Below are 25236 nucleotides of genomic sequence, written 5' to 3'. Positions count from 1 at the left end.
ATGCAGCCCGAGTCCACGCCGATCCCACCCTCGTTCCAGGAGTTCATGGAGAACGCGCAGCGCCTGGAGGACCAGATGCGCAACGCGCAGTCGGAGCTGGAGCGGGCGATCGTCACCGGCCGCTCCCAGGACGCCACTGTGGTGGTCATGGCCAGCGGCCTGGGCAAGGTCCAGGCCGTCCGGGTCGACCCACGGGTGTACGAGCAGCGTGACGCAGCGTCGTTGCAGACGGCGATTATGGAGGCGATCCAGGCCGCCGCTGCGAACGCCGGGAAGCTCGCAACGGAGAAGATGGGCCCCGTCGAAATCAATCTTCACTGACTGAAAAAAGTCTGACCAGCGGTTATGTGCAGATCTTCACGGCTCGACGCCATCGGGAAAGAGAGTGTGGAGATTTCCTGAAGGACTCTCCATGAGACTGTCAGCCCCTACTGACAGTGATGGAGATGGCTGTGGAGCAAGTTGCCGTCTTTGTGCACGCGCCCGACCCGCTGACCCACACCGGCCTGACCGCCCACCTCCGGTCGCGCTCCGACATCACGCTGCTGGAGAGCGCGGACCGGACGCGGGCGCAGGTGCTCGTCGTCGCCGCGGAGCGGCTCACCACCGACGTGATCGCCATGCTGCGCCTCGCGGCGACCGAGATCGGCGCCCCGGTCGTCCTGATCACGACCGAGGTCAGCGAGCAGGAGCTGCTGACCGCTGTGGAGTGCCGGGTGGTGGCGGTCCTGCCGCGCGTGGCGGTCACCGCCGAACGCCTCGTGCACAGCGTCCGGGCGGCCGCCTCCGGCGGCGGCGTGCTGCCCCCGAACCTGGTGGGTGAGCTGCTCAAGCACATCGAACGGCTCCAGCGCGACGTGCTCAACCCCAACGGGCTCAACGCCTCCGGCCTGACCGCGCGCGAGATCGACGTGCTGCGGCTGATGGCCGAGGGCTTCGACACCAACGAGATCGCCGACGAGCTGCGCTACTCCGAACGCACTGTGAAGAACGTCATCTACGGCCTCAACCACCGGCTGAAGCTGCGCAACCGCTCGCACGCGGTGGCCTACGCCCTGCGCTCCGGCATGATCTGAGGTGATCACGCGCCACACCGTCGGCAACGCCCTGGTGCTGCACGCCAGCGAGCGGATCAGCACGGAGGCCCGTACGGTCGCGCTGTCGGTGGACCGGGATCCCGACAACGACATCGTGATCCTGGACCTGCAACACGAACTGCCGTTCGACATCTGGGACACGGTCGCGACCGAGCTGCGCCGGCAACGCCTGCGCCGGGGCATCCGGCTGGTGGTCTGCGGCGCCCGCCCGGAGACCGGGGCGCTCGCCGGCCAGTGGCTCTCCGACCGGCTGGGCCGGCCGGTGATCGCCCCGTTCGGACGGATGATCCCGGGTGCGGCGGGACTGCTGTTCGTGCACGCCACCGATCTCGGCGGCTGGGTCTGCTACCGGCGCGGCCACACGCCGGTCTGGCAGTCGAAGCGCTATCCCGTACCGGCCTGGGACGGCGCCGCCGTCGACCACCTGACGATCAGCTCGACCTGCGCCGCCGAGCCGCTGCCCGGCGGTGTCTGGCTCCGGGAGAGCCGCGACGAGGCCGCAGTCGCCGTACACGGAAGCCACCTCACCTCGACGATGCCGTGCCTGCCGGACGCCATGCCGGTCCTGGTGGGCTGCCCCGGGACGGCGCCGCTGCGCCTGGACGACATCGCCCGGTTCTGGCGCGGCCTGGCGCCCGAGGGCCGCGAGCACGCCCGCTTCGTCCAGTACGGCCCGGTCGCGCTGCCCGACGGCGAGCAGTTCGGGCAGGCGCTGGCCGACCTGCTGCGCAGCCCGGTGCGCGTCTTCACCGGCGTGCCCAGCGGCCGGCCCGACGGCCCGGCCATGTTCACAGTCGACGCCGACGGGCGGCCCGGCTGGCAGGTCTTCGCCGAGGAGCTGGCCTACCGGCCCCGGGAGACGCTGGGGGCGAAGGCGGTGACGCCGCGCATCCTGCGTCACCGCGCGCCGCCGGAACTCGGCGAGCCGGTCGGCCCGCGCGTCTACCAGTACGCCCACGACGCGGTGGTCGAGGTGATCCCGTCCGGCCTCTGGCTGCGCGCCCCGGAGCCGCCCCGCCACGCCGACCGGATCCGCGCGGTCCCGATGGACCCGAACCGCGTCCGTCTGGTCGTGGACGATCCGGCACCGGCCGCGGCCGAACGCCACCGGGAGCTGGCCGGTGACCTGGCGGAGCGGCTGGACCCGGCGACCCGCAGGCGCGCGGCGGTGCAGCCGTCCTCGGTCGTCGCTCCGGGACGCCCCGGGCTCTCGGCGCGCGGGATCGAGGCCGGGACGTACCGGCACACGACGGCTCACGCCGCCGGTCCGCTTCCCGCACCGCCGGTGCTGGTGCCGGCGCCCGTCCCGAAGACGGTGCCGGTCACCGTGGCCGGCCCACCCGCGCCGCCGACCGACGAGGCAGCCGGCGGCGGTGCCGCTTTCGGGGGCGCCGGCTCCGCCGCCCCGCCGGACGAAGCCGGGCCGAACAGGGCCGCGCCCGACGTGGCCCGCCTCCACGGCGTCGGGCCGGACACGGGCAGGCTTCACGGGGCCGGGTCGGGCACGGCCGGACTCCGCGGCGTCGGGCCGGACGTGGCCGGACCTCACGCGGCCGGGCCGGTCGTGGCCGGGCCGGTCGTGGCCGGGCTCGACGGCGCAGGGCTGGACGCGACCGGGCCCGATGCGACGGTGCCCGACGCGGCCGGGCCGGTGGTCGGCGGCGGCGCGGGCTGGGCGACCAGCCCGACGATGACGCTGCCGGTGCACCGCCCCGCACCGGCGCCCGTCCGCTTCCAGCGCACCCCCGGCGACGACGCGCGGGGCGTACGCCCGGGGCCCGACCTGGACGAGGAACGCACCTGGTTCCGGCGCGCCTTCCGCCGGGAGATCGCCGCCGTCTCCGCCGACGTGGCGGACGTGCTCGCCGCGCACCCGGCGCTCGCCGGCGGAGCCGACGCGACGGAGTGCGCCACCGCGGTCCGCCTCTACCTCTCCGCCGCGGGGGACGGCCTCGACCAGGCGCTGCGCTCCGCCGAGCCGGGCGGTCACGTGCCGTTCGCCAGGTGCGTGTCCGCGGGCGTACGCCGGCTGCCCGTGCACCGCGGCGTCGCGTACGCCGGCGCCGAGCTGACCACCGCGGACCTGCGGCGGATCGCGCAGCGGCGGGTGCTCACCGACTGGGGGTTCACCAACGCGCTCGCCGAGCCGCCCGCCGACCTGCCGGGCGCGGTCGAGGTGCTGATCTGGTCGGCGACCGCGCGGCGCACGGCGGCGTTCGAGACCGGCGACGGGGTCCCGGCCCGGGTCCTGTTCCTGCCCGGTACGGCGTTCACGGTGCTCCAGGTGCAGGAGCCGGAGGCCGGCGCCCCCGCCCGGCTGCTGTTGCGGGAACTGGCGGTGGAGGAGCCGCCGGTCGACGGGCGGGTACGCTTCGACGCCCTCGCCCTGGCCGCCCTGCGTCAGCACCTCGCGCGCCGGACCGGCCCGGGTACGCCGGTCCCGGCCGCCGCCGCACGCCGGTTCCTGGGCGTACCCGGGCTGCGCTAGATGTACTGCGCGGTGATGTCACGCCTGAGGTCGCCGGCACCCTCCCCGTTCCGGCGGCCCGTGCCGTCCTCAGCTGATCGTGGCCAGCAGGTCCCGGCAGCGCTGCTCACAGGCGCGGCACGCCTCCGCGCAGATCCGGCAGTGCTCGTGCTTGTCGGCGTGCGCCGCGCACTCGTCGCCGCACGATCGGCAGGCAGTCGCGCACGCCTCCAGCAGCGTGCGGCTGATGGTGGCGTCGTAGCCGGTGTGCCGGGACAGCACCCGGGCGGTTGTGGCGCAGATGTCGGCGCAGTCCAGGTTCGTCCGGATGCACTTCGTCAGCTCGGCGACCATGTCCTCGCTGAGGCAGGCGTCCGCGCAGGCGGTGCAGGCCTGGGCGCAGTCGTTGAGGGCATCGACCGCCGCGGCCAGCTTCGCCCGATCCAGGTTGATCGACTTCGGGTACGTCTCCAGCATGGGCCCTGTGGTGCTCGGCATCGGACAGTCCTCTCTCGTCGGTTCTCCCCGCCCTACCCGAAGTCTCCTGTCACACACCCTCTCCGAGCGCGATCAACAGCAGTTGTCCGTACCGCTCGGCGAGCCGTGGGGCGGGTCTGCGCGGCGACGCTCACCCCGTACCCGCTGGGAGTGCCGTCCGTGCTGCCCGGCGAGGTGGCGGGCCGACGGCGAGACACCTAACGGTCGAGTCGTTCGCGCAGGTCGTCGACCTGCTGCTGGATCCGGTCCACCGCGCCCTCGTTGTTGAGGAACGTCGTGAGGCCCGCGCCGAGCGCGAGCCCGAGCAGCAGGGCGATCACACTGAGCACCAGCCCGCCGATCGCCACGCCGCGACCGGTCACCCCTGGTCGCGCGGCCATCTTGAGCCCGACGACGCCCAGGACGATGCCGATGATGGCGAGCACCACGCCGATCCAGGCGAGGATGGCGGTGAGCACGCTGAACAGCGCGGCCACGCCGAACACGAGCGCGAACGCGGCGGCCGCGCTGGTCTTGGCCGCCCCGCCGGTTCGGGTCCGGCCGGCACGGGTCGGAACGCCGGCCCCGCGGGCCGGCTCGCTGGACGCGGTCATGGGCACTCCCTCCGGTACGCCGTGAGGCGTACGCTGCGTGCCGCCGCTTCCCCGGTCACCGTCGACTCATGCCTGCCCTTTTCGCGGTCCGCCCGGCGATCCCGTCCCGGCGGCGAGGCGCTACCGGTCCGGGCCGTCGAGGAGAGCGGCGAGTGTCGCCCGCGCCGCCTGCAGCAGCCGAGGGCTCGCCAGGGCGCGGCGCAGCAGTTCGCGCGCCGGCTCCGGGGCCTGCCGGGACAGTTCGGCGCCGTGCGCGACCAGCCAGCCCACCAGCCACTCGTCCACCTCGGGCGGCCCGGCGAGCAGATGGTCGGCGACCCGGGTGACGGGGCCGCCGTTGTCCGCGAGCGCCTGCGCCGCGTGCCGGTGCAGCGTCGGTCGCAGCGCGGCGGGGATGCTGCCGGCGAGCGCCCGCCGCAGCACCGGTTGCCGGAACGCCAGCTCGCTGCCCGCGTCCACGAGGACGTCGGCGGTGACCGCCTCCTCCAGGTCGGACATCAGGTCGAACGGCGTGCGCCCGGTGACCGCCGCGACCTCGGCGACGGCGAACGCGTCGCCGAGCAGGGCGGCGTACCGTAGCGCCTCCCGCGCGCCGGGGGAGAGGTGGTCGAGGCTGGCCCGCACGGTGTCCAGAAGCGACCGTGGCATCTCGTCGGCCCGGGCGTCGACCTCGGCGAGCCCGTCGACCACCCGTACCCCGTCCTCGGCCACGAGGCCGGTGACCAGTTCCCGGGCGTACAGCGGGTTGCCGGCGGCCAGCGGCGCCAGCGACCGCAGCGTGGCGCCGGGCGGCACGCCCACCGTCCGGCCGAAGATCTGCTCGATGTCGGACGGGGGCAGGGGAGTGAGCCGGATCAGGTGCCCGTCGCGGGTGCTCACCCCGCGCCGTAACCGGGCCAGGTCGCGGCGGCCGGGCTCGGGCCGGGCGGTCGCGACGAGCAGCAGCGGCAGCCACCGGGTCAGCGCGGCCAGCCGCTCCCAGGCCAGCAGACTCGCCTCGTCGGCCCACTGGAGGTGGTCGACGGCCAGCACCAGCGGGCCCTCGGCGGTCAGCCGGCGGACGTGGTCGAGCATCCGGTCGACGGCCGTGGCCGGGTCGTCGTGCGGCACGTCCTCCAGGCGCAGCGCCCGGCGCATCACGTGCAGCGGGAAGCGGCTGCTGAGTTCCTCGGCGCTGCCGCGCGCGACCCGGTGGCCCAGCGCCCGCGCCTCGTGCAGCGCCGCGTCGAGCAGCGCCGACTTGCCGATTCCCGGCTCGCCCTCGATCCACACGATCGCGCTGCGGCCCTCGCCCAGCGCGGCCAGCAGGCCGCGCAGCAACGCCAGCTCGCCGTCGCGTCCGACCAGGCGACCCCACCGCGGTACGGCCGGCGCGGCCACCGCTGCCGGCGTCACCGGCACGGCCGGTCCAGCCGCTGCGGCCGGTTCAGTCGGTGCGGCCGGTGCGGCCGCTGCGGCGAGGATCCGGCTCTGCAACTCGCGCAGGGCCGGGCCGGGCTCGACGCCGAGTTCGCCCACCAGCACCCGGCGCGCCGCGTGGAAGACGTCGAGCGCCTCGGTGCCCCGGCCGGCCCGGTGCAGCGCGCACATCAGCAGCTCGTGGAACGGCTCGTGCAGCGGGTGGTCGCGGACCAGGGCGGTCAGGTCGGCGATCAGCGCGTCGTCGCCGCCGCCGGTCAGGACCAGCCGGGCCCGCCGCTCCGCCGCGGCGATCCGCAGCTCGGTCAGGCGGTGCCGGTCGAGGTCGGCGAAGAGTCCGGTGACGTTCGCGTACGCCTCGCCCTGCCAGAGCGCGAGCGCCTCGTCGAGCAGGGCGACGGCCTGCCCGGGCCGCCCGGCGGCAGCCGGCTCCACCGCCGCCTCGCACAGCGCCTCGAACCGGTCGGCGTCCAGCGCGCCCGGTTCGAGGCGCAACGTGTACCCGGCCCGGCCGGAACGCAGCATCCCTCCCGCCGGGCCCAGGCTGCGCCGCAGCCCGGAGACGTAGGTGTAGATGTTGCCCGCCGCGGTGCTCGGCGCGGACTCGCCCCACAGCGCCCGGATCAGCTCGGCGCGGGTGACGGGGCGGTTGGCGTTCGCGGCCAGCATCGCGAACAGGGCCCGCCGCCGGGCCGGTCCGAGGCCGATCTCGACCGGGCCGTTCCAGGCGCGTACCGGCCCCAGAACGGTGACGCGCAGTCTCCTCACCGGTGGCCGACGACCGCCGGTCCGACGCTCGGGGAGGGCCCGTCCACGCCGGCGATCCGGCTCATCTCGGCGCGCGTCGCGGCGTCGCCGGTGTGCGCCGACACCCAGCTCGCCTCGGCCCCGGCGGGCAGGCCGCAGCGGTGCAGCACCCGGGCCAGTTCCGCGGTGAGCAGCTCGCGGGACGACGGGGAGAGGCCGGGCGAGGCGACGGCGTGCCGCAGCACCGCGATCGCGGGCGCGGGCGCGACGGCGCTCAGCTGCGCGGCGTGCGTGGTCAGCCAGTCCTGCACCCAGGCGTCGACCGGCACCGGCCCGGCCAGCAACTGGCCCGCGACCCGGCCGAGGTCGCCGCCGGCCTCGGCGAGCCGCTGCGCGAACTGCCGGTGCATCAGCACCCGCAGCGCGGTCGGGATCGCGCCGCGCAGGACCCGGCGGATGACCGGATGCCGGAACCGCAGGCGGCGCCCGTCCTCCACGAGGACGCCGGCGGCCAGCGCCTCCTCCACGGCCGGTACGAGTTGCGGCGCCGACCTGCCGGTGACCGCGGCCAGGTCGGCGACCAGGTAGTTGTTGCCGAGGAACGCGATCGCCCGCAGCAGTTGGCGGGTGTCGTCGGCGAGCGGTTGCAGGTGCCGGGAGACCGCGTCGGTCAGTTCGGGGCCGGGCGTGTCGGCGGTCCGGCCGTCGTGGTCGGCGAGGACGAGATGCCGCAGGTAGTACGGGTTCCCGGCGGCCGCCGCGACGAACGAGCGCGTGGTGCCGGCACCCGGCCCGGGCGGGCGGGACCAGTCGCGCACCAGCGCGGTCGCGGTGTCGTCGTCCAGCGGGCCGAGTTCGACGAGCGTGGTGCCGTCGCGGGGCAGCACCCGGCGCAGGAGCCGCACCTCGTATCCGGCCGGGACCGGGCGGGCGGCGGACACGAGCAGCAGCGGCAGCCGCATGGTGAGCTTGTGCAGCGCGTGCCAGACCAGCAGCGACATGTCGTCGGCCCACTGGAGGTCGTCCAGGACCAGCAGCAGCGGCCGTTCGGCGCACCGTTCGACAACGAACCGCTGGACCGTGTCGATCACGGTCGTGGTCGGTGGCGCCCCACCGGAGCAGGCGTGCAGCGAGGCGGGCAGGCCGTCCGCGTCGTTGCCCAGGGAGAGGCACTCCAGCACGATGCTCAACGGCATCCGGTACGCCAGCTCGTCGCCGACGGCCCAGCCGACCTGGACGCCGAGCGGTGCCGCGCCGCTGAGTCCCTCGGCCAGCAGCGCCGACTTCCCGATGCCCGCCTCGCCGCTGATCCAGACGCTGCCACCGCGCCCGCCCGCCAGGCCGGTCACCGCCGACCGCAGCCGGGCCAGCGCTGCGGAACGGCCCCGGAAACCGGGGTGCCGCCGCGGCACCGGGCCGGGGCCGCGCGGCGGGGCCGGGCTGCCGGCCGACAGCTGGTCGTGGATCTGCCGGACGGCGGCGGCGGGTTCGGTGCCCGACTCCTCGACCAGCCGGTCCCGCAGCGTGGCGTAGAGCGCGAGCGCCTCGGCGGTACGGCCCTGCGCGGCCAGCGCCCGCATCGCCACCGCGTACAGGCTCTCCCGGGCCGGGTGGCGGTCGACGAGCGCGAGCAGGCGGTCGACGACCTCGGCGCCGCGTCCGAGGCCCAGCATCAGCTCGGCCCGCCGTTCCACAGTGGTCAGGTACAGCTCGCCCAGCCGGATCCGGTGGCCGGCGGCCCGTGGTCCCGGTACGCCGACGAGCGCCTCGTCGCCCCGCCACTGCGCGAGCGCGGCGTCCAGGGCGGCCAGTTCGCCGGCGGTGTCCCCGGTGGCGCGGGGCGCGCGGCTGCGTTCGCGGAGCCGCTCGAAGCGGTGCACGTCGACGGCGTCGGCGTCGAGGTGCAGCCGGTAGCTGCCGCCCTCGGAGGTGAGCACCCGGCCGGAGGACCACCTGTCCCGGTCCGGTTCGAGCATCCGGCGCAGGGCGGAGACGTACGTGTAGAGGTTGCCGGTCGCGCTGGCCGGCGGGTGGTCACCCCAGACTGCGGTGATCAGCTCGTCCCGGGACAGGCCCCGCTCCGGGGTGAGCGCCAGCGCGCTGAAGACGGCCCGGCGCTGAGCCGAGCGCAGTGGCAGCTCCCGCCCGGCGTACGTGATCCGGAGATTGCCCAGCAAGCGGATGTCGAAGCCACTGCACTGTGCCGTCATGCCGTCCTCGTGGTGACCGGATACCTGCCTCGGTGACAACCGTTCGGCGGAACCCTAGCCCAACCATCAACCATGTCAACTTCGTGTGGATGACGGAAAGGCTTACGGCGCAGGACTTTCCGGTGCGTGCGGCGTTCGCCTCGGCCGCTGCCGGGCGCGCTAGCAGGCAGTCTTCCCGGGCCCTGCCGGGACCGTCCACGACGGACCGGCGGGCGGCCGGGGGTCGCGGCGAGACGATACTCACCTCGTCGGGGGCCGGCGTCCGGCGCCGGCCCCCGACGAGGTGGCTCAGCTTCCGGTGCAGGTGGCGGTGGCGCCGCCGCCGGTTCCGGTGCCCTGGAACCCGAAGGTGGTGGTCTGCCCGGCGGCCAGCCGTCCGTTGTAGCTCTGGTTGGCCACGGTGACGGTGCCGCTGGTGCCGCTGGGCACGCCGTTCCACAGCGAGCTGATCGCGGCGCCGCCCGGCAGCGTGAGCGTCACGCGCCAGCCGGTCAGCGCGGCGCTCCCGGCGGTGACCGTCACGTTGGCGACGAAGCCACCGTTCCACTGGTCCTGGACGGCGTAGACGGCGGTGCAGGAGGCCCCGCCCGGTGGCGGCGTGGTCGGCGGGGGAGTGGTCGGCGGTGGCGTGGTCGGCGGCGGGGTCGTGGGCGGGGGAGTGGTGGGCGGCGGGGCGTCCAGCGTCAGGTTCTTCTGCTGGACGCTCCACTGGCTGCGGCACAGGCCGCAGTCCGGGCCGACGAAGTTGGCGCCGGCGCTGATGTCGCCCTTCAGGCGCCACTTGAGGTAGAGCACCGCGACGCGGCCGAACTCGCCGCCGTTGGGCTGGTCGTACGTGCCGCCGTGTCCGACGTTCAGGTTGCCCATGAAGGCGGGCAGCCCGGCCGGCAGCTTGCCCCAGTCGTCCATCGCGTTCGGGTACGCGATGTCGCTGGGCCCGCCGACGAAGTACGCGATCGGTTTGGTCAGTCTCCGCAGCTGGTAGTCGTCGGCGTCGTTGAGCAGGCCGCTGCTGAAGATGCCGGTGGTGGTGACGCGCGGGTCGTTCGAGACCGCGTACGCCTCCAGACCGCCGCAGGAGAACCCGGCCACGGCGATCTTCGTGGTGTCGATCCGGTTGTGGTACTTGCTGCCCGACCGGGAGTTCTCCGCCACCGCCCAGTCGATGGACTGGGTGAGCATCTGGGAGTTCGTGGAGCCGGAGCCGTTCGGTGCGCCGTCGGCGATGGCGAGGAAGCCGTGGGAGGCGATCTCGCGGAGGAAGTTGCCCTGCGACAGGCCGTTCGCCGAGCAGGCGCCGTTGCCCCAGACCAGGACGGGAAGGCGCTCGGACGGGAGCGTCTGGGGCCGGAAGATGGTGTGGTTGGGCAGGCTCGACGAGGTCTCGTAGTCGGCGGGGTAGGGCCCCGAGCCGCCGATCGCGGCGCCCGCGGGTGTCGCGCCGAGCGCCACGACCACGGAGGCGAGCGGGACGATGGCGGCCGCCAGCCCGGCGTAGATCTTCGATCTTCTTCGCATGCGCCCTCCAGGGGACGTCGTGGCGGCGCTCCCTGGATGGTGGTGGTGGCGGTGTGTCGGCCACGTCGGTGTGGCGCCGCCGCGATGCGTCCCCGCAGGGGGACCGGCGGGAGCTTTTGCAGTTACTATCACCGCCGTAACGAAATGTGTCAATACACATTGATCGATGCTTGCCACCGCTTTGATTGACAACTCAACCTTTCTGCGGCACCGTTGGCATCGATGCGCATCGCTCCTGACGGGGCGGGAAACCGCCGCCCCTCCCTGGCCGCCCACCGTCCCTGGAGGACAGAATGCGCACGTCCGCCCTGCGAATCACCGCCGGTCTCGCCGCCGCGGCCCTGACCGTCCCGCTGTTCGCCGCGCCCGCCGCCGCCGAGCCGGCGACGATCCCGAACCCCGACACGGGCCTGGTCTTCTACTCCAGCAATCCGCTCGCCGTGGTCGCCCGGCAGGCCGCGCCGGACGACCTCTGCCGCCCGTTCCCGGCCGACGCCGACTGGCTGCTCGGCTGGAGCGGCGGCTTCCAGAACGTCATCGGCTACCAGTCCGCCGACTGCAGCGGGCACGGGTACGGGCTCGGCCTCTTCCGGGGCTGGACGACGCGCGGCACGTTCGGCTCGTACCGGACGCTCTGACAGGCCCCGCGACGCCGGTCCGCGGTACGCCGTGCGAGGCGTACCGCGGACCCCTTGCGCCACATGTCTTGCATAACAAGGTATCTTGCGACGCATGGACGGCGCACGTGAGCGGATCACCACGAACATCCGCAAGGGCGTGCTGGAGTACTGCGTGCTCGCGCTGCTCTCGCGACGCGACATGTACGGCCTGGAACTGGCCGAGTGGCTCGCCGTCCGTGGCCTGACCGCGAGCGAGGGCAGCCTGTATCCGCTGCTCGCCCGCATGCGGCAGGCGAGCACCGTGGAGACCCGGTGGGTCGCGCCCGAGCAGGGGCACGCCCGGCGGTACTACACGATCACCGATCAGGGGCGGACGCACCTGCGGATGTTCGCGGCGGTGTGGCGGGAGATCCAGCCGCACGTGGACGAGCTGATGGCGGAGGAGACATGAGCGACGACGGCCTCCCGGAGGCGGCGGAGACCTATCTGCGGGCCCTCGACGCGGAGTTGTCGGAGATCCCGCCGGACGCCGCGCACGAGATCGTCGCGGACGTCCGTGCGCACATCGCCGACGCGCTGGACGGCGGACGCGACATCGCCGAGATCCTCGCCGGTCTCGGCGGTCCGGACACCGTGGCGGGCCAGGCGCGGGAGGAACTGGGCCTGCCGGTCCAGGACGGCGCGGAGCGGGCCGCCCGGACGCTGTCAGTGGTCGCGCTGGCGGCCGGCGTGCTGATCGCCGTGTGCGTGAGCTTCCTGCTGCCGTCCGCGGTGCCGGTGGACCCGCTCGGGGCCGACTCCGGCGAGCAGGGCGTCGTACGGCGGTTCGGCCCCGGGATCGCGCTGCTCACCCTGCTGCCGGCGCTCCTCGTGGCCGCGCCGCTCGTGCTGCCCGGCCGGGTCCGCGGCGCAGCACGGTTCGCCGCCGCGACGGTCCTCACCGTGGCCGCCTGCGCGGCCGGCGAGATCGGCCTGTACCACGTCCCGCTCGCGCTGGTGGCCTGGGCGGCGGCGACCGTGCCGTGGGCCGTGCGGCGGGGAGCCGGTGGACGGTGGTGGCGCTACCTGACCGGCGGGTTCGTGGCGCTGCCCGGCGTGCTCGTGGCGGTCGCGTCGGCCGGCGGCTCGGTCGGTGTCGGCTGGGCGGGTGCGGCGCTGTGGATCGCCGGACCGCTCGCGGCCGGCGCGCTGTGCGCGTACGGCATCCGGGCGGGATACGCGCTGACCGCCTTGGCCGGCGCGCTCGTCATGATCCTCGCGATGGCCGAGCGCGGCTTCCTGTTCGCCGCGTTCTGGCTGTTCGGCGGGCTGTACCTGGCGATCGGCGCCGGCGGGTACGCCGCGTCGCGGACCGCCGACGGCGAACCGGCCGGGACACCCGGGCCACCGGCACGGACGCGCCCCGCGCCGGCCCCCGGAGGCTGACCGGGGGCCGTGACGCCGGCGTCTCCGGCCGGCCGGCTACGGGGCGGCGGCCGGCGAGTCGGCGACGCCGCCCGGCGAGTCGGCGCCGGCGGCCTGCGGGTCAGCGGCGTCGTGCGCGGCCATCTCGTCCTGCCGGGCGGGCTCCTCGCGCAGGATCGCGGCGTGCAGCCACGCGTCCGGGATGGCGAAACCGTCCACGAGCGTGCGCATGTACGGGCGCAGCTCCTTGAGCAGCCCGTTCACCACGCCGGTGATCGCCTTCGACCGGGCCGGGGTGAGCCGGCCGTGCTCCAGCAGCCAGCCCTTGTTCGCCTCGATGACGCTCAGCGCGTACAGGTCGCAGACCCGCGACAGCAGTTCCTTGACCGCCGGGTCGGCGGTGGCGTCGATGCCTGCGACGAACGCCTCCAGCGTGACGCGGTCGACGTGCGCGGCGGCGACGGCGAGGACGTGGTCCTGGACGTCGTTGAAGATGTCGAACGGGCGGTCCTTCTTGCTGGACGCGCCACCGCGCAGGCGGCGGACCGCGCTGTCGAGCAGGTGTTCCTCCCGGTCCTCGAACACCTTGAGCTGCCAGCCCCGGTCGGTGACGGCGACCTCGTCGTCCCGGCCGGGCACGGCGCCGACCAGCCGCGCGATGAGCGCCCGGGCGGCGGTGCGCTCCAGCACCATCTCGCGTACCTGCTCGGCGACGAAGGACGCGCGTCCCCAGCCGTCCAGCGAGCCGAACTCGTCCCGGTAGCCGGTCAGCAGCCCCTTGGCGACGAGCTGGAGCAGCACCGTGTTGTCGCCCTCGAACGTGGTGAACACGTCGGTGTCGGCCTTGAGGCTCGGCAGCCGGTTCTCGGACAGGTAGCCGGCCCCGCCGCACGCCTCCCGGCACGCCTGGATGGTGCGTGTGGCGTGCCAGGTCTGCGCCGCCTTGAGCCCGGCGGCCCGCGACTCCAGCTCCCGCTGCCGGTGCTCGTCGACCGGCCCGTCGCCGCCCTGGATCTCGTCGAGCGCGGCGACCAGCTCGGTCTGGGCGAAGTGCAGCGCGTACGTGGTGGCCAGCGCGGGCAGCAGCTTGCGCTGGTGGGCCAGGTAGTCGTTGAGCAGCACCTCGCGGTCGCCCTCGGCGTCACTGAACTGGCGGCGGATGTCGCCGTACCGCACCGCGATGGCCAGGGCCGCCTTGGTGGCCGCCGACGCGGCGCCACCCACGCTGACCCGGCCCCGCACCAGCGTGCCGAGCATGGTGAAGAAGCGGCGGGAGTCGTTCTCGATCGGGCTGGAGTACGTCCCGTCCTCGGCCACCTGCGCGTACCGGTCCAGGAGCATGTCCCGCGGCACCCGTACGTGGTCGAAGCTGAGCCGCCCGTTGTCCACGCCGAGCAGGCCGGCCTTGGGGCCGGCGTCGCCGATCGTCACGCCGGGCATCGGGTTGCCGTGCTCGTCGCGGATCGGCACCAGCCACGCGTGCACCCCGTGGCGGCGTCCGCCGGTGATGAGCTGGGCGAAGACCACAGCCATCCGCCCGTCCCGGGCCGCGTTGCCGATGTAGTCCTTGCGCGCCGCCTCGTGCGGCGTGTGCAGGTCGAAGGTCTGCGTCTGCGGGTCGTACACGCAGGTGGTGCGCAGTTGCTGCACGTCCGAGCCGTGGCCGGTCTCGGTCATCGCGAAGCAGCCGAAGATCCGTCCCTCGACGATGTCCCGGAGGTAGGCGTCGTGGTGCCGCTTCGTGCCAAGGGCGGCGACCGCGCCGCCGAACAGGCCCCACTGCACGCCGGCCTTCACCATGAGTGACAGGTCGACCTGCGCGAGCATCTCGGTGGCGACGATCGAGGCGCCGATGTCGGACCGGCCGCCGTACTCGGGCGGGAAGCCCGCGGCGATGCCCAGCTCGACCGGCAGTTCGCCGAGCAGCCGGGTGATCCGCTCGCGCGCCTGGTCGCCCGTCTCGCCGTAGACCGGCAGGAAGCGCTCGTCGAGGTGTTTGCGGTGAGCCTGACGGACCTCGGCCCACGGTCCGTCGAGCGTCTCCTGAAGGCGGGCGATGTCGATGCGGCCGGACGCGTGATCGAGCATGGTCGCTCCTCGGGGCAGCGGACATATGGGTGCACTCTCGGCCTGATCAACATTACCGGCGGTCACCGTGCCCCGCTGGCGGAGACCGTGGTGAGCCGTGCCACCCGACTCGGCCACCGAGGCTGAGGTTAGGCTGTCCTCACTTCGATCACTGGAGGCATCCCCTCGTGTCCCCGCTCCCCGCCGGCGGCGCCGTCACGGCCCGGTACGTGCTGCGTCAGGCATTGCGCCGCCAGCGACGGCCGGTGCTGATCGGCGTGACGCTGCTCGGCCTGCACCAGGTCGCCGAGGCGCTCGTGCCGGTGGCGATCGGCCTGATCATCGACCGCGCCGTGGTCACCGGCGACCCGTGGGCGCTGGCGTACTCGGTCGCCGGCCTCGCGGCCCTGTTCGCCGTGCTCGCGTTCGCCTACCGCAACGGCGCCCGCCAGGCGTACGCCGCGGTGGAGCGGGAGGCGCACCTGCTGCGGGTGGAGATCGCCGAGCGCGCGCTCGACCCGCGCGGGCACCGCTCCGGCCTGCGCGACGGCGAACTGCTCTCCGTCGCCGCCTCCGACGCCGAACTCTCCGCGCTCGTGGTGCGGGTGGCCGGGTTCGGCGTCGCCGCAGTGACCGCGCTCACCGTCGCGGCCACCGCGCTCCTGGTCATCGACGTCCCCCTCGGACTCGGCGTGCTCGTCGGCGTACCGGTCCTGGTCCTGGTCCTGCAACGGATGGCGCCGCTGCTGTCCCGGCGCAGCACCTCCCAGCAGGAGGCCCTCGCGGAGACCACGGCGCTCGCCGTGGACCTCGTCTCCGGCCTGCGCGTGCTGCGCGGCATCGGCGCCCAGCACCACGCCGCCGGCCGGTACGCCGCCGCCAGCCGCAACGCCCTCGCGGTCACGCTGCGCGCCGCCAACACCAAGGGACTGCACCTCGGGCTCACCACCGCCGCCAACGGCCTGTTCCTCGCGGCGGTCGCCGGGGTGGCCGGCTGGCTCGCCCTGCGCGGCCGGCTCACCATCGGCGAGCTGGTCACGGTGGTCGGGCTCGCGCAGTTCGTCGCCGAGCCGGTGCAGACCATGGGCTGGTGCGTGCAGCTGTTCGCGATGGCCCGCGCCTCCGCGGCCCGGGTGGCGCGCGTAGTCGGTGCCGAGCCGCTGACCCGGCCCGGCGACGCACCGACCCCGGCACACCCGGACGGGCCGCGGTTGACCCTCGACGACGCCGGGCACGCCGGACTGGACGGGGTGAACCTGCGCGTCGGCCCCGGCGAGGTGGTCGGTGTGCTCGCGTACGACCCGGCCGACGCCGAGGCGCTGGTGGCGCTGCTGTCCGGGCGGGTGCCGCCGGACGCGCGCCGGGGCGCCGTGCGTGTCGACGGCGTACCCGCCGACGAGCTGCACGTCGACGCGCTGCGCCGCACCGTGCTGGTCGAGCCGCACGACGTGACGCTGTTCGAGGGCACTGTCGCGGCCAACCTCGCCGCCGGCGCCCCTGCCGACCAGGCGCGGCTGCACGCCGCCGTCCGGGCCGCCGCCGCCGAGGACGTGGTGGACGCGCACCCCGACGGCCTCGACCACCGCCTCGTCGAGCGGGGCGCGAACCTCTCCGGTGGACAGCGCCAGCGGCTCGGGCTGGCGCGGGCGCTGCACGCCGACCCGCCCGTGCTGGTGCTGCACGATCCCACCACCGCCGTCGACGCGGCCACCGAGGCGCAGCTCGCCGACGGACTCGCCGAAGCGCGCCGGGTGGCGCCCCGGGGCACGCTCCTGATCACCAGCAGCCCGGCCCTGCTGCGGATCACCGACCGGGTGGTGGTGATCGCGGACGGCCGGGTGGCCGCCGAGGGACCGCACGAACGCCTGCTGGCCTCCGACGCCCGCTACCGCGAGGAGACACTGCGGTGACCGCTGACCCGCGTACCCCCACCCGGACGTTGCTGCCGGTCGCGTCCGCCCGGCAGACCTGGACCACGCTCGGCGCCCAGTTCCGCGACCGGCCCGGCCTCAGCGCCGCCGCCGCGACGGTGCTCGTCGCCGCCGCCACGGGCGGCCTGGTCGCGCCCTGGGTGCTCGGCCGTCTGGTCGACGACGTCATCGCCGACGCCCCGGTCTCCCGGATCGCCGGCCGGGTGGCGGTGATCGCCGCCGCCGCCGTGCTCACCGGCCTGCTCACCGCGCTCGGCGCCGCGCTCGCGTCCCGGCTCGGCGAGACGGTGCTGGCCCGGCTGCGCGAGCGCGTCCTCGACCGGGCGCTGCACCTGCCGTCGGCGACGCTGGAGCGGGCCGGCACCGGCGACCTGCTGGCCCGCGTCGGCGACGACGTGGCGGTGGTGACGAACGTGATCGCGGTGAGCGGCCCGGCGTTCGTCGGCGCGCTGCTGTCCGTCGTGCTCACCGTGTTCGGGCTGGTCGCGCTGGACTGGCGGCTCGGCCTCGCCGGGCTGGTGGCCGCGCCCGCGTACGCGCTGGCGCTGCGCTGGTACCTGCGGCGCTCGATGCCGTACTACGCCCGCGAGCGGGTCGCCACCGGTGAGCGGACGCAGGCGATGGCCGGTGCGCTGCGCGGCGCGGCGACGGTGCGCGCGTACCGGACCGAGGACGCGCACGTGGCAGCGATCGCCGAGCGGTCCGGCCTGGCCCGCGACCTGTCGCTGGAGATCTTCAACCTGCACACCCGGTTCGGGCTGCGGATCAACCGGTCGGAGTTCCTCGGCCTGGCCGCCGTGCTCGTGGCCGGGTTCTTCCTGGTCCGCGACGACCTGGTCACCGTCGGCGCGGCGACCACCGCCGCGCTCTACTTCCACCGGCTGTTCAACCCGATCGGCCTGCTGCTGCTGGAGTCCGACTCGGTGCTGCAGGCCGGCGCGAGCCTCGCCCGCCTGGTCGGCGTGGCGAGCCTGCCCGACACCGCACCGCCCGCCGCGGCCGGCCCGGCCTCCACCCCCGGCCCGGCCACCGCGCCGGCCGGCCCGCGCGGCCCGGCGGCGCTGGACGTCACGGTGCGCCGCCACCACTACGACGACGGTCCGCTCGTGCTCGCCGACGTCGAGCTGCGCCTGGCGCCGGGGGAGCGGGTCGCGCTCGTCGGCGCCAGCGGCGCCGGCAAGAGCACGCTCGCCGGCATCGCCGCCGGGATCATCGCGCCCACCGACGGATCGGTACGCCTGGACGGCGCGCCGCTGACCGGGGTGGACGAGGCCGTCTCCCGGCGCGACGTGGCACTGGTCAGCCAGGAGGTGCACGTCTTCGCCGGGCCGCTCGCCGCGGACCTGCGCCTGGCCGCCCCGGACGCGACCGACGCCGAGCTGCTCGACGCGCTGGACCGGGTCGGCGCCACCACCTGGCTGCGTACCCTGCCGGAGGGCCTTGCCACACCGGTGGGCGAGGGCGGTCACCGGCTCACCGCCGCGCAGGCCCAGCAGGTGGCCCTGGCCCGGCTGGTGCTCACCGCGCCCGCCGTCGCCGTGCTGGACGAGGCGACCGCCGAGGCCGGCAGCGCCGGGGCGCGTGACCTGGACCGGGCGGCCCTCGCGGCCACGCGGGGGCGTACCACGCTGATCGTGGCGCACCGGCTCAGCCAGGCGGTCACCGCGGACCGGATCGTCGTGCTCGACCACGGCCGGATCGTGGAGCAGGGCACGCACGACGAGCTGCTGGCCGCCGACGGCCGGTACGGCCATCTGTGGCGTTCCTGGCGCGTCCCGGTATGATCACCGACCGCTCCACGGCCCAGGCGAGGTGCCCATGACCGACCTGCCGACCCGCTTCGTGCTGTTCCCGGGGCGGCATCACCTGCTGACCCGGTTCCAGGCCGACTACCTGAGCCGGCTCGCCGGTGACGAGGCCACTGTGGTCTGGGCGGTGACGTCGGCCAACCACGAGAACACCCGGCGCAACCCGGTCGCGTACCACAGGCGGGAAGCCGCGATCGAGCGGTTCAGCGTGCTGACCGGGCTGCGCTCGCTGGCCGTGCCGATCTTCGACACCGCGTACACCGACGCGTTCGCGGAGGTCACGCTCAAGAGCATCGCGGTGGCCACCGGGCTCGAACTCACGCCCGCCGACACGGTGGTGGCCTGCTCCACGCCGGAGGTCGCGAAGCTGTACGAGCGGCTCGGCTTCGCGATCGCGCAGGTCGAGGCCGACCCGGGCCTGAGCGAGGCGCCCGAGCGGCCATGGGACGTGCTGCTGCGCCTGGCCGCCGGCGACGAGACCTGGCGTACGCTCACCCACCCGGCGACGATCGACGTGTTCGAGCGCTACCGCCTCGTCGAGGCGATCCGGTCGGTGGTGAACGACCCGCTCGTCGGCGACGAGGGCGGCCTCACGGTCACCCGCGACTACCGGACCTACGTGGAGGCGTTCGCCTCGGCCGCGCAACGCAAGTGGGACTCGGTGCGCCGGTACGTGCAGCCCGGACGCATCGTGGACATCGGCTGCGGCGCGGGCGCGGTCCTGGAGCTGGCCGACCGGGAGGCCGCGCTGCGGGAGAGCGACCTGATCGGCGTGGAGGTGGCCCGCCACCTCTACCAGGAGTGCCTGCACAAGAAGGCGCAGGGCGTGTTCCGCAACGCCAACGTCTACTTCTTCCACCGCAACGTCCTCGGCGGCGCCGTGTTCAAGGACCGGTCGGTGGACACCACGCTCACGTTCGCGCTCACCCACGAGATCTGGTCGTACGGGCGGCAGCGGGAGTCGCTGCTCCAGTTCGCCCGCCGCATCCACGACCACACGGTGCCCGGCGGCGTCTGGATCAACAGCGACGTGTGCGGACCGGACGACCCCGGCCGGCCGGTGATCCTGCGGCTGACCGCGGACGACGGCGACAACCCCGCCTCGCCCCGCCGTGACCTGGCCGACCTGACCTCGGCCGAGGTCCGGCGGTACGTCTCGGGACTGTCGACGCGGGCGCGGCTGGACCAGTTCGCCGTGGACTTCGCGTTCGGCTTCGACTACGAGCCGCTCGCCGACGGCGCGGTACGCCTTGCCCTGGGCGTGGCGATGGACTACCTGACCCGCAAGGACTACACGGACAACTGGCTGTCGGAGACGAAGGAGCAGTTCTGCGGCCTGAGCTTCGCCGACTGGACGGCGCTGCTCACCGAGGCGGGCTTCGAGATCGGTCCGGCCTCGGCGCCGGTCCGCAACGACTGGGTGATCGACAACCGGATCGCACCGGTCGCGTCCCTCACCGACCTGGACGGCCGGCCGCTGGACTGGCCGACCACCCACGTCCTCACCGTCGCCCACCGTCCGCGCAACGCCTGACACCACAGCGCCGCCGGCCCGGCTGGATGCGGCCGGGCCGGCGGGCGCCTGTGGGTGCGGCTCAGTGGCTCAGCGCGATCCGCACCGCCAGGACGATCAGGATCAGCCCGGTCAGCCGTTCGATCACCAGCAGCACCGACGGCCGCGTCAGCCAGGGCTGCAACCGGTCGATGAGCAGGATGTAGCAGGCCCACCAGAGCACGGCGAGGCCGATGAACGTGGCGGCCAGCACCGCCGTGCGGGCCGCCGCGCCGTCGCCGGGCTTGACGAACTGCGGCACGAACGAGACGTAGAAGACGACCACCTTGACGTTCAGCAGCTGGCTGGTGACGCCCATGACGAACGAGCGGCGCGCCACGTGCGGCTCGTCGGCGGCCGGGACGTCCCGGACCGGCGCGGCGGCCTCAGTGCCGGCACCGGCCCCACCCGCGCCGACCGGCACCGGCTGCGCCACCGGGGCGCTCCGGCGCGGCCGGGTGGCCCAGAGGATGGTGCCGCCCAGGTAGAGCAGGTACAGCGCGCCGGCGACGCGCAGCACCGTGTAGAGCGCCGGTGAGGAGACCAGCAGGGCGGACAGGCCGGCGGTGGCGAGCGAGGCGTGCACCAGGGCGGCGGCGAACAGCCCGGCCAGCACCACGAATCCGGCCCGCCGCCCGTACCGGACGGTCTGCCGGGTGACCAGGGCGAAGTCGACGCCCGGCACGATGATGATGAGCAGGCTCGCGGCGACGAAGCTGACGATCTGGATGTCAGACACGCTGCTCCTCCCTCGCCTCGACGCGCGCCGGGGCGGCCTCCTCGATGACCGAGACGCCGCTGTCCCGACGCGGCCCGTGCCGGCGCCACTGCTCGCGCAGCCGGATCCGGCCGTCCGGCAGCCGCTCGGGCCGGGACTCGCACTCGCCGACCACGATGCTGCCGTCGGTGAGCACCTCCACGTACGCGAAGCGCACCACCCCCTGCGCGTCGCAGGTGCCGGCGAGCCGGCCGTGCCGGACCGGACCGCCGGAGATCTCCGCCCAGACCAGGTCGCCGCGCTGGTGGTAGTGCCCCCGCAGCGGGTCGGCGTCACCGGCGTGGTCGACGGAGACGAAGATCCGGTCGTCGTAGTCGAATGTGGTCATCGCGCTCACGCCCATCGGGTGCTGAGGTAGTCGTCGCGGAACCGGCAGACGGTACGGCCGGCGATCGAGTTGAGGACCATCGCGCTGCGGATCGGCAGGATGCTCAGGTTGGAGTCGACGAGCCCCTGGACGTACCGCCCCCGGTTCAGCACGAAGATCTTGTGGTCGTCGGCGTGCTTCCACCGGATCGAGTAGTCCGACTCGATGACCGGCTCGCCGCGCTCGTCCAGGTCGACCAGCGCGGTCAGCTCCGGGTCGAAGGGCAGCGGCGCCTGCCGGCGTCCCGCCGCGACGACCAGGTTCACCGCCCGGTGCCGCTCCTCGCCGCTGCCGGCGGTCAGGCACTCCAGCTCGACCTCCCCGTCGAGCTGCCGGGCGCCGGTCACGGTACGGCTCGGCATGATCGTCACCGGGAACCGCCCGGTACGCAGCCGCTCCTCGTAGTTGTGCTGGTAGATGCCGCGCAACGTGCCCGGGGAGATGCCGTCGCTGGTCAGGATCTGGCCGGAGACGAGGCGTTCCCGCACGTCCCGGGAGAGGGTGAGGAACGCCTCCTGGTAGGCGGGCCGGTACAGGTCGTTCGCCGACGGGGAGTCCTCCAGCGGGGCGAACCACGACCGCCGCCCGATCCACCTGATGTCGCGGCACCCGCGGGCGAGCAGCGCCGCGACGCACTCCGCGCTGGTCTGGCCGCTGCCGATCACGATCCACGGCAGGTCCGGCTCGTCCGGCACGGTGGGGAGGCGCTGGTGCAGCTCGTCGGCGACGAACAGATGCCGCGGGTCGAGGGCGTCCAGGAACTCCGGTACGAAGGGGACGGTCCCGCTGCCGAGCACCAGGTGCCGGGAGCGGGCGACCTCCGCACCGCCGCTGCGGCTGACCAGCGCGCCGTCGAACTCCACCCGGTCGACGCGGGTGCCGTACGTGATGCGCGGCAGCTGAGCCGCCGCCCACACCAGGTACTGCTGGTACTCGATCCGGGGGATGGTGTCGAACCCGGCGCCCAGCAGGGCGTACACCCGGCCGGTGGTGACCAGGTAGTTGAGGAACGACAGCGGGTGGGTCGGGTCGTAGAGCGAGACCAGGTCCTTGACCCAGCCGGTCTGCATGCGGACGCCGCTGTGCAGCATCCCGTCGTGCCAGCCCGGCCGGTCCCGCGCCTCGAACAGCGCGATGTCGTGCGGCGCGAGGGTGTCGTACATCGCCGCGAGGCTCAGGTTCGCCGGCCCGGCGCCGATTCCCACTGTGTGAAAGGTCTGCGTCATCAGTCTGCCTCTGTCTGGCCGTGGGGGACAGGGATCGCGGTTCGGGTGTTCAGCAGGGCGGTGGCGGCGAGCCGGCTGGCGGCCAGGACGGTCTTGGCGGCGCCGCCGCTGCCGCCGGTGAACGTCTGCACGCCGCCGGCCACGTGGCGCAGCGCCAGGCCGGCGGGTTCGCTGTAGCAGTCGGCGGCGCTCACCGGCGGCCCGGCCGGTCGCAGGTCCACGCCGGGCAGCCGTCGTGCGGCCACCGCCCGGACCCGTGCCGCCAGAGCGGTGTCCGGCTCGGGGGCCGGCGGGTCGACGTCCCACCTGTCGCTGGGCAGCCCGAGCAGCACGCGCCCGGGACCGGCCGGCCGGCCGTAGAGGCCGCTGGTCTCGTCCACGAAGCACGGCAGGTCGTCCCGGCCGGTGGCGTGGTGGGCGTACTGGATGTGCTTGGTGCGCAGCGAGGTCGGCAACCCGGCGGCGCGCAACAGCCGCGGGGTCCAGGCCCCGGCGGCCACGACGACGAGGTCGCCGGTGAGCCGGCGGCCGTCGCGCAGCTCGACCGCGCGATCGTCGAGGCGGGCCACCGGTGTCGTCTCGGTCCGGTCCAGGCCACGCAGGACGGTCCGGCGCAGCCGGTCCGGGTCCAGGTATCCGGCCCGGTCCTCCCAGATCCCGACCGTGCCGTCCGGCAGCCCGGCGAAACCGAACCGCTGGGCGACCTCGTCCCGGGTGAGCACCTCGGCGCCGTCCGCGCCGTCCGCCGACCCGGCGTCGAGCAGGTAGAGCGAGCCGGTCCGCCGCCACCCGGCGGCGGTCGCGAGGGACGGATCGGCCCGCAGTTCCGCGAGGCTCGCGGCGGCCAGGGCCCGGGCGGCCGGATCGGGCTCGAAGGCCCGCACCAGCCCACCGGACGCGGCCGTCGCGTCGGCGGGCCGCCCGTCCGGGCCGCCCCCGTGCGGGCCGATCAGGACCGCCTCGGCGCCCGCGTCCCGCAGCCGCCGGGCCAGCAGGACACCGCTCACGCCCGCGCCGACGACGAGCACGCGCGGCTCACCCATCGGACTCCGCCGGTTCCGCGCCGGCGACGATGCCGAGCAGCCGGGCCGCCCGCTCCGGCCGGCCGGGGTACGCGGCCAGCGCCGCCCGGACCGCGGTGGCGGGGTCGAAGTGCTCCGGGCGCAGCGCCTGCTCGCCGCGGGTCAGCTCGGTGTCGGCCAGTACGCCGTCCAGGCCGGCGGTGGTGCCGGCCAGGGTCGCGGCGTACCGGGCGGTGAACGCCTCGTACGCCTCCGGGCGGAAGTCCGACTCGTAGCTGTCCGGCCGGTCCCAGCTCAGGAACGCCCGGACCACCGCCGGGTCCTCGGTGGCCAGGAACTCGTGCGCCCAGATCGCGTGTTCGCGGCTGGTGGAGAACTTGGCGCCGGTGAGCCGATAGAACTCGTTGACCACCAGCCCGGTCGGCCGGTCGGGCAGCCCGGCGGCCAGGTGCAGGGCCGGGATGAGCAGTGCGTAGTAGAACGCGTTGTCGACCCCGAGGAAGATCCACTGCTCGTCCACGTCCCGCCACGCGTCCAGGTACCCGGCCAGCGTGTCCGCGTCCGGCCGCAGGTGGCGGGCGGGCAGCACCAGGTTGGCCAACGCCATCTCGGCCCAGACGTCGATACGCAGGCCGTCGTCCCACTCGATGCCCCAGTCCGACGGGTAAGCCAGTGGCACCTCCGGCAGCCCGCCGTCGAGGTACGACGCGACGAGGCGCCGCAGCCGGGGCGGCAGTGACGCGCGGGACCAGAACTCGGCGAGCCGTTCCCGGTGCTCGTCCAGCCGCAGCACCGGGACCGTGCGGGTGACCGGCTCGGGTGCCGCGTCGCAGCAGGTCGACCGCGCGCCGACCAGGTTCGCGGCGGTGCAGAAGCCGCCGCACCCCTCGCAGGTGCCGCCGTTCGCGCCGGCGCCGCAGGACGGGCAGCGCCCGGCGACCCGGACGTGGTGCAGGGTCCGCCCGCAGGCCGCGCAGGCGCGCAGCGACACCGGAGCGACCTCCACCACCTTGGCCTCCACCAGCTCGGTGAGCAGGCTCGCCACCGCCCGGCGGTAGTCGGCGTCGGCCAGCGGGTCGGCCATGACGTCGTACCGGATGCGTGCGGCGCGCAGGGCGGTGTGGATCGACGAGCCGTAGCGGGCGGCGGTGTCCGCGGGAGTCTCGCCCAGCGCCTGCGCCCGGGCGAGCACGTAGTTCTGGTGCGCGTCCAGGCCGCACTGGGTCACCACCCGCCGGCCGGCGGCCCGCAGGGCGCGGGCGGCGATGTCCCCGGCGACGTACGGGCCGCTGAGGTGCCCGAGGTGCAGCGGCCCGTTCGGCGTCGGCGGCGGCGTCACCACCAGCACCGCCCCGGCGGTGGAGGCGGCGTCAGTCACGGCCGGCTCCGCCGTCCGCGCCGCTCTGCCCGCCGTCCGCGCCGCTCTGCCCGCCGTCCGCCCCGCTCTGCCCGCCGTCCGCACCGGCCTGCCCGGCCTCGTCGGGCCGGGGCATCCAGTAGATGCTGAGGATGGTGAGCGGCTGCTCCGGCGAGGGGTTGTGGATGACGTGCCGCTGCTCCGGTTCGAGCAGGATCACGCCGCCGGTCGGCACCTCGACCTTCTCGCCGCCCGCCTCGTAGATGGCCGTGCCGCGGGTCACCACGGCGAACTCGACCTCCGGGTGGACGTCCTCGCTGCTGCTGCCACCGGGCGGGATCACGCACCACATGGCGTCGAACGGCAACGGGCCGAGATCGCGGTACTGCGTCCAGCGGCCGATCCGGATGCCGTACTCGTCGGTGAGTTCGGCGGTGTCGCTGACGTACCTTCGCATGTTCGTCCTCCTGGTCGGCGCGCTGCCCTCCGGGCCCGCGCCGGACGGTTCTGAGGTTTGCGGAGAGTGACCGGAAGTGCTGCTTCTGCGACGCTGCA

At 74.6% G+C, this 25236-nt stretch carries 21 protein-coding genes; 9 read left to right on the top strand and 12 right to left on the bottom strand.

The features are described from left to right. Positions 1–21: 21 nt before the first annotated feature. From ACN27D_RS34995 to ACN27D_RS34985, 3 genes are all read left to right on the top strand, one after another. Positions 22–321 carry a YbaB/EbfC family nucleoid-associated protein gene (locus ACN27D_RS34995; RefSeq protein WP_369752305.1) on the top strand — a complete coding sequence of 100 codons (300 nt, stop codon included), beginning with the start codon at positions 22–24 and terminating at the stop codon, positions 319–321. Positions 322–440: 119 nt separating this feature from the next. After that, positions 441–1076, top strand: coding sequence for a helix-turn-helix transcriptional regulator (locus ACN27D_RS34990; RefSeq protein ID WP_174361720.1), 636 nt, complete (start codon positions 441–443; stop codon positions 1074–1076). A 1-nt stretch (position 1077) separates the two neighbouring features. Further along, a complete protein-coding gene (locus tag ACN27D_RS34985; protein ID WP_421501076.1) occupies positions 1078–3585 on the top strand; it encodes a hypothetical protein in 2508 nt (835 codons plus the stop codon). Between the two features lie 69 nt (positions 3586–3654). Here the strand turns inward: ACN27D_RS34985 and ACN27D_RS34980 are convergent, their stop codons facing one another. From ACN27D_RS34980 to ACN27D_RS34960, 5 genes are all read right to left on the bottom strand, one after another. After that, positions 3655–4062, bottom strand: coding sequence for a four-helix bundle copper-binding protein (locus ACN27D_RS34980; protein ID WP_358171543.1), 408 nt, complete (start codon positions 4060–4062; stop codon positions 3655–3657). A 197-nt stretch (positions 4063–4259) separates the two neighbouring features. Further along, positions 4260–4655, bottom strand: coding sequence for a DUF4190 domain-containing protein (locus ACN27D_RS34975; protein ID WP_421501075.1), 396 nt, complete (start codon positions 4653–4655; stop codon positions 4260–4262). Positions 4656–4775: 120 nt separating this feature from the next. After that, positions 4776–6842 (bottom strand): BTAD domain-containing putative transcriptional regulator, encoded by a 2067-nt coding sequence (locus ACN27D_RS34970; protein ID WP_421501074.1) that lies wholly within the window; start codon positions 6840–6842, stop codon positions 4776–4778. Further along, complete coding sequence (locus tag ACN27D_RS34965; protein WP_421501073.1) at positions 6839–9031, bottom strand: BTAD domain-containing putative transcriptional regulator; 2193 nt, start codon at positions 9029–9031, stop codon at positions 6839–6841. The genes ACN27D_RS34970 and ACN27D_RS34965 overlap by 4 nt, the downstream gene beginning before the upstream one ends. 288 nt (positions 9032–9319) lie before the next feature. Next, entirely contained in the window at positions 9320–10549 is a 1230-nt protein-coding gene (locus tag ACN27D_RS34960) for a cellulose binding domain-containing protein (protein ID WP_421501072.1), read from the bottom strand. A gap of 293 nt (positions 10550–10842) precedes the next feature. On the opposite strand from ACN27D_RS34960, the gene ACN27D_RS34955 reads away from it, so the two are divergent. The 3 genes from ACN27D_RS34955 (at position 10843) to ACN27D_RS34945 (ending at position 12594) form a co-directional block, all read left to right on the top strand. Further along, the gene (locus ACN27D_RS34955) at positions 10843–11187 is read left to right on the top strand and encodes a hypothetical protein (protein WP_364806590.1); all 345 of its coding nucleotides are present in this window, start codon (positions 10843–10845) and stop codon (positions 11185–11187) included. 94 nt (positions 11188–11281) lie between these two features. Beyond that, complete coding sequence (locus ACN27D_RS34950) at positions 11282–11620, top strand: PadR family transcriptional regulator (RefSeq protein WP_421501071.1); 339 nt, start codon at positions 11282–11284, stop codon at positions 11618–11620. Further along, positions 11617–12594 (top strand): DUF1700 domain-containing protein, encoded by a 978-nt coding sequence (locus ACN27D_RS34945; protein WP_421501070.1) that lies wholly within the window; start codon positions 11617–11619, stop codon positions 12592–12594. Before ACN27D_RS34950 ends, ACN27D_RS34945 begins: the two co-directional genes overlap by 4 nt. A 36-nt stretch (positions 12595–12630) precedes the next feature. Here ACN27D_RS34945 and ACN27D_RS34940 read toward each other — a convergent pair whose 3' ends face one another. Further along, entirely contained in the window at positions 12631–14661 is a 2031-nt protein-coding gene (locus ACN27D_RS34940) for an acyl-CoA dehydrogenase (protein ID WP_421501069.1), read from the bottom strand. A gap of 167 nt (positions 14662–14828) precedes the next feature. Between ACN27D_RS34940 and ACN27D_RS34935 the strand changes: the two genes are divergently transcribed. The 3 genes from ACN27D_RS34935 to ACN27D_RS34925 are packed head-to-tail and all read left to right on the top strand — an operon-like array spanning position 14829 to position 19913. Further along, entirely contained in the window at positions 14829–16550 is a 1722-nt protein-coding gene (locus ACN27D_RS34935; RefSeq protein WP_421501068.1) for an ABC transporter transmembrane domain-containing protein, read from the top strand. Continuing rightward, the gene (locus ACN27D_RS34930; protein WP_421501067.1) at positions 16547–18355 is read left to right on the top strand and encodes an ABC transporter ATP-binding protein; all 1809 of its coding nucleotides are present in this window, start codon (positions 16547–16549) and stop codon (positions 18353–18355) included. Before ACN27D_RS34935 ends, ACN27D_RS34930 begins: the two co-directional genes overlap by 4 nt. Before the next feature lie 34 nt (positions 18356–18389). Next, positions 18390–19913, top strand: a complete 1524-nt coding sequence (locus tag ACN27D_RS34925) for a class I SAM-dependent methyltransferase (protein WP_421501066.1) — start codon at positions 18390–18392, stop codon at positions 19911–19913. A 61-nt stretch (positions 19914–19974) separates the two neighbouring features. Here the strand turns inward: ACN27D_RS34925 and ACN27D_RS34920 are convergent, their stop codons facing one another. The 6 genes from ACN27D_RS34920 to ACN27D_RS34895 are packed head-to-tail and all read right to left on the bottom strand — an operon-like array spanning position 19975 to position 25138. Continuing rightward, positions 19975–20670, bottom strand: a complete 696-nt coding sequence (locus ACN27D_RS34920; RefSeq protein WP_120569426.1) for a LysE family translocator — start codon at positions 20668–20670, stop codon at positions 19975–19977. Beyond that, positions 20663–21037 carry a hypothetical protein gene (locus tag ACN27D_RS34915; protein WP_252447919.1) on the bottom strand — a complete coding sequence of 125 codons (375 nt, stop codon included), beginning with the start codon at positions 21035–21037 and terminating at the stop codon, positions 20663–20665. The genes ACN27D_RS34920 and ACN27D_RS34915 overlap by 8 nt, the downstream gene beginning before the upstream one ends. Positions 21038–21042: 5 nt before the next feature. Next, positions 21043–22302, bottom strand: a complete 1260-nt coding sequence (locus ACN27D_RS34910; protein ID WP_421501065.1) for a lysine N(6)-hydroxylase/L-ornithine N(5)-oxygenase family protein — start codon at positions 22300–22302, stop codon at positions 21043–21045. Next, positions 22302–23345: an NAD(P)/FAD-dependent oxidoreductase gene (locus ACN27D_RS34905; RefSeq protein ID WP_421501064.1), complete on the bottom strand. Its 1044-nt coding sequence runs from the start codon at positions 23343–23345 to the stop codon at positions 22302–22304. The genes ACN27D_RS34910 and ACN27D_RS34905 overlap by 1 nt, the downstream gene beginning before the upstream one ends. Beyond that, entirely contained in the window at positions 23338–24702 is a 1365-nt protein-coding gene (locus tag ACN27D_RS34900; RefSeq protein ID WP_421501063.1) for a class I tRNA ligase family protein, read from the bottom strand. Before ACN27D_RS34900 ends, ACN27D_RS34905 begins: the two co-directional genes overlap by 8 nt. Then, positions 24695–25138, bottom strand: a complete 444-nt coding sequence (locus ACN27D_RS34895) for a cupin domain-containing protein (protein WP_421501062.1) — start codon at positions 25136–25138, stop codon at positions 24695–24697. The genes ACN27D_RS34900 and ACN27D_RS34895 overlap by 8 nt, the downstream gene beginning before the upstream one ends. Between the last annotated feature and the right edge of the window lie 98 nt (positions 25139–25236).

The sequence above is a fragment of the Micromonospora sp. WMMD1274 genome (assembly GCF_049179035.1).
GTDB lineage: Bacteria > Actinomycetota > Actinomycetes > Mycobacteriales > Micromonosporaceae > Micromonospora > Micromonospora tulbaghiae.
Note: the sequence above shows the minus strand (reverse complement) of the source record. Positions and strands in the feature narration are given on the sequence as shown.

Excerpts from the sequence above, each read along its gene's own strand:
- ACN27D_RS34955 (WP_364806590.1), top strand. The coding sequence starts at position 10,843 with ATGCGCACGTCCGCCCTGCGAATCACCGCCGGTCTCGCCGCCGCGGCC.
- ACN27D_RS34975 (WP_421501075.1), bottom strand. The coding sequence starts at position 4,655 with ATGACCGCGTCCAGCGAGCCGGCCCGCGGGGCCGGCGTTCCGACCCGT.
- ACN27D_RS34915 (WP_252447919.1), bottom strand. The coding sequence starts at position 21,037 with ATGACCACATTCGACTACGACGACCGGATCTTCGTCTCCGTCGACCAC.
- ACN27D_RS34940 (WP_421501069.1), bottom strand. The coding sequence starts at position 14,661 with ATGCTCGATCACGCGTCCGGCCGCATCGACATCGCCCGCCTTCAGGAG.
- ACN27D_RS34905 (WP_421501064.1), bottom strand. The coding sequence starts at position 23,345 with ATGGGTGAGCCGCGCGTGCTCGTCGTCGGCGCGGGCGTGAGCGGTGTC.
- ACN27D_RS34910 (WP_421501065.1), bottom strand. The coding sequence starts at position 22,302 with ATGACGCAGACCTTTCACACAGTGGGAATCGGCGCCGGGCCGGCGAAC.
- ACN27D_RS34925 (WP_421501066.1), top strand. The coding sequence starts at position 18,390 with ATGACCGACCTGCCGACCCGCTTCGTGCTGTTCCCGGGGCGGCATCAC.
- ACN27D_RS34945 (WP_421501070.1), top strand. The coding sequence starts at position 11,617 with ATGAGCGACGACGGCCTCCCGGAGGCGGCGGAGACCTATCTGCGGGCC.
- ACN27D_RS34965 (WP_421501073.1), bottom strand. The coding sequence starts at position 9,031 with ATGACGGCACAGTGCAGTGGCTTCGACATCCGCTTGCTGGGCAATCTC.
- ACN27D_RS34950 (WP_421501071.1), top strand. The coding sequence starts at position 11,282 with ATGGACGGCGCACGTGAGCGGATCACCACGAACATCCGCAAGGGCGTG.
- ACN27D_RS34895 (WP_421501062.1), bottom strand. The coding sequence starts at position 25,138 with ATGCGAAGGTACGTCAGCGACACCGCCGAACTCACCGACGAGTACGGC.
- ACN27D_RS34990 (WP_174361720.1), top strand. The coding sequence starts at position 441 with ATGGAGATGGCTGTGGAGCAAGTTGCCGTCTTTGTGCACGCGCCCGAC.
- ACN27D_RS34960 (WP_421501072.1), bottom strand. The coding sequence starts at position 10,549 with ATGCGAAGAAGATCGAAGATCTACGCCGGGCTGGCGGCCGCCATCGTC.
- ACN27D_RS34980 (WP_358171543.1), bottom strand. The coding sequence starts at position 4,062 with ATGCCGAGCACCACAGGGCCCATGCTGGAGACGTACCCGAAGTCGATC.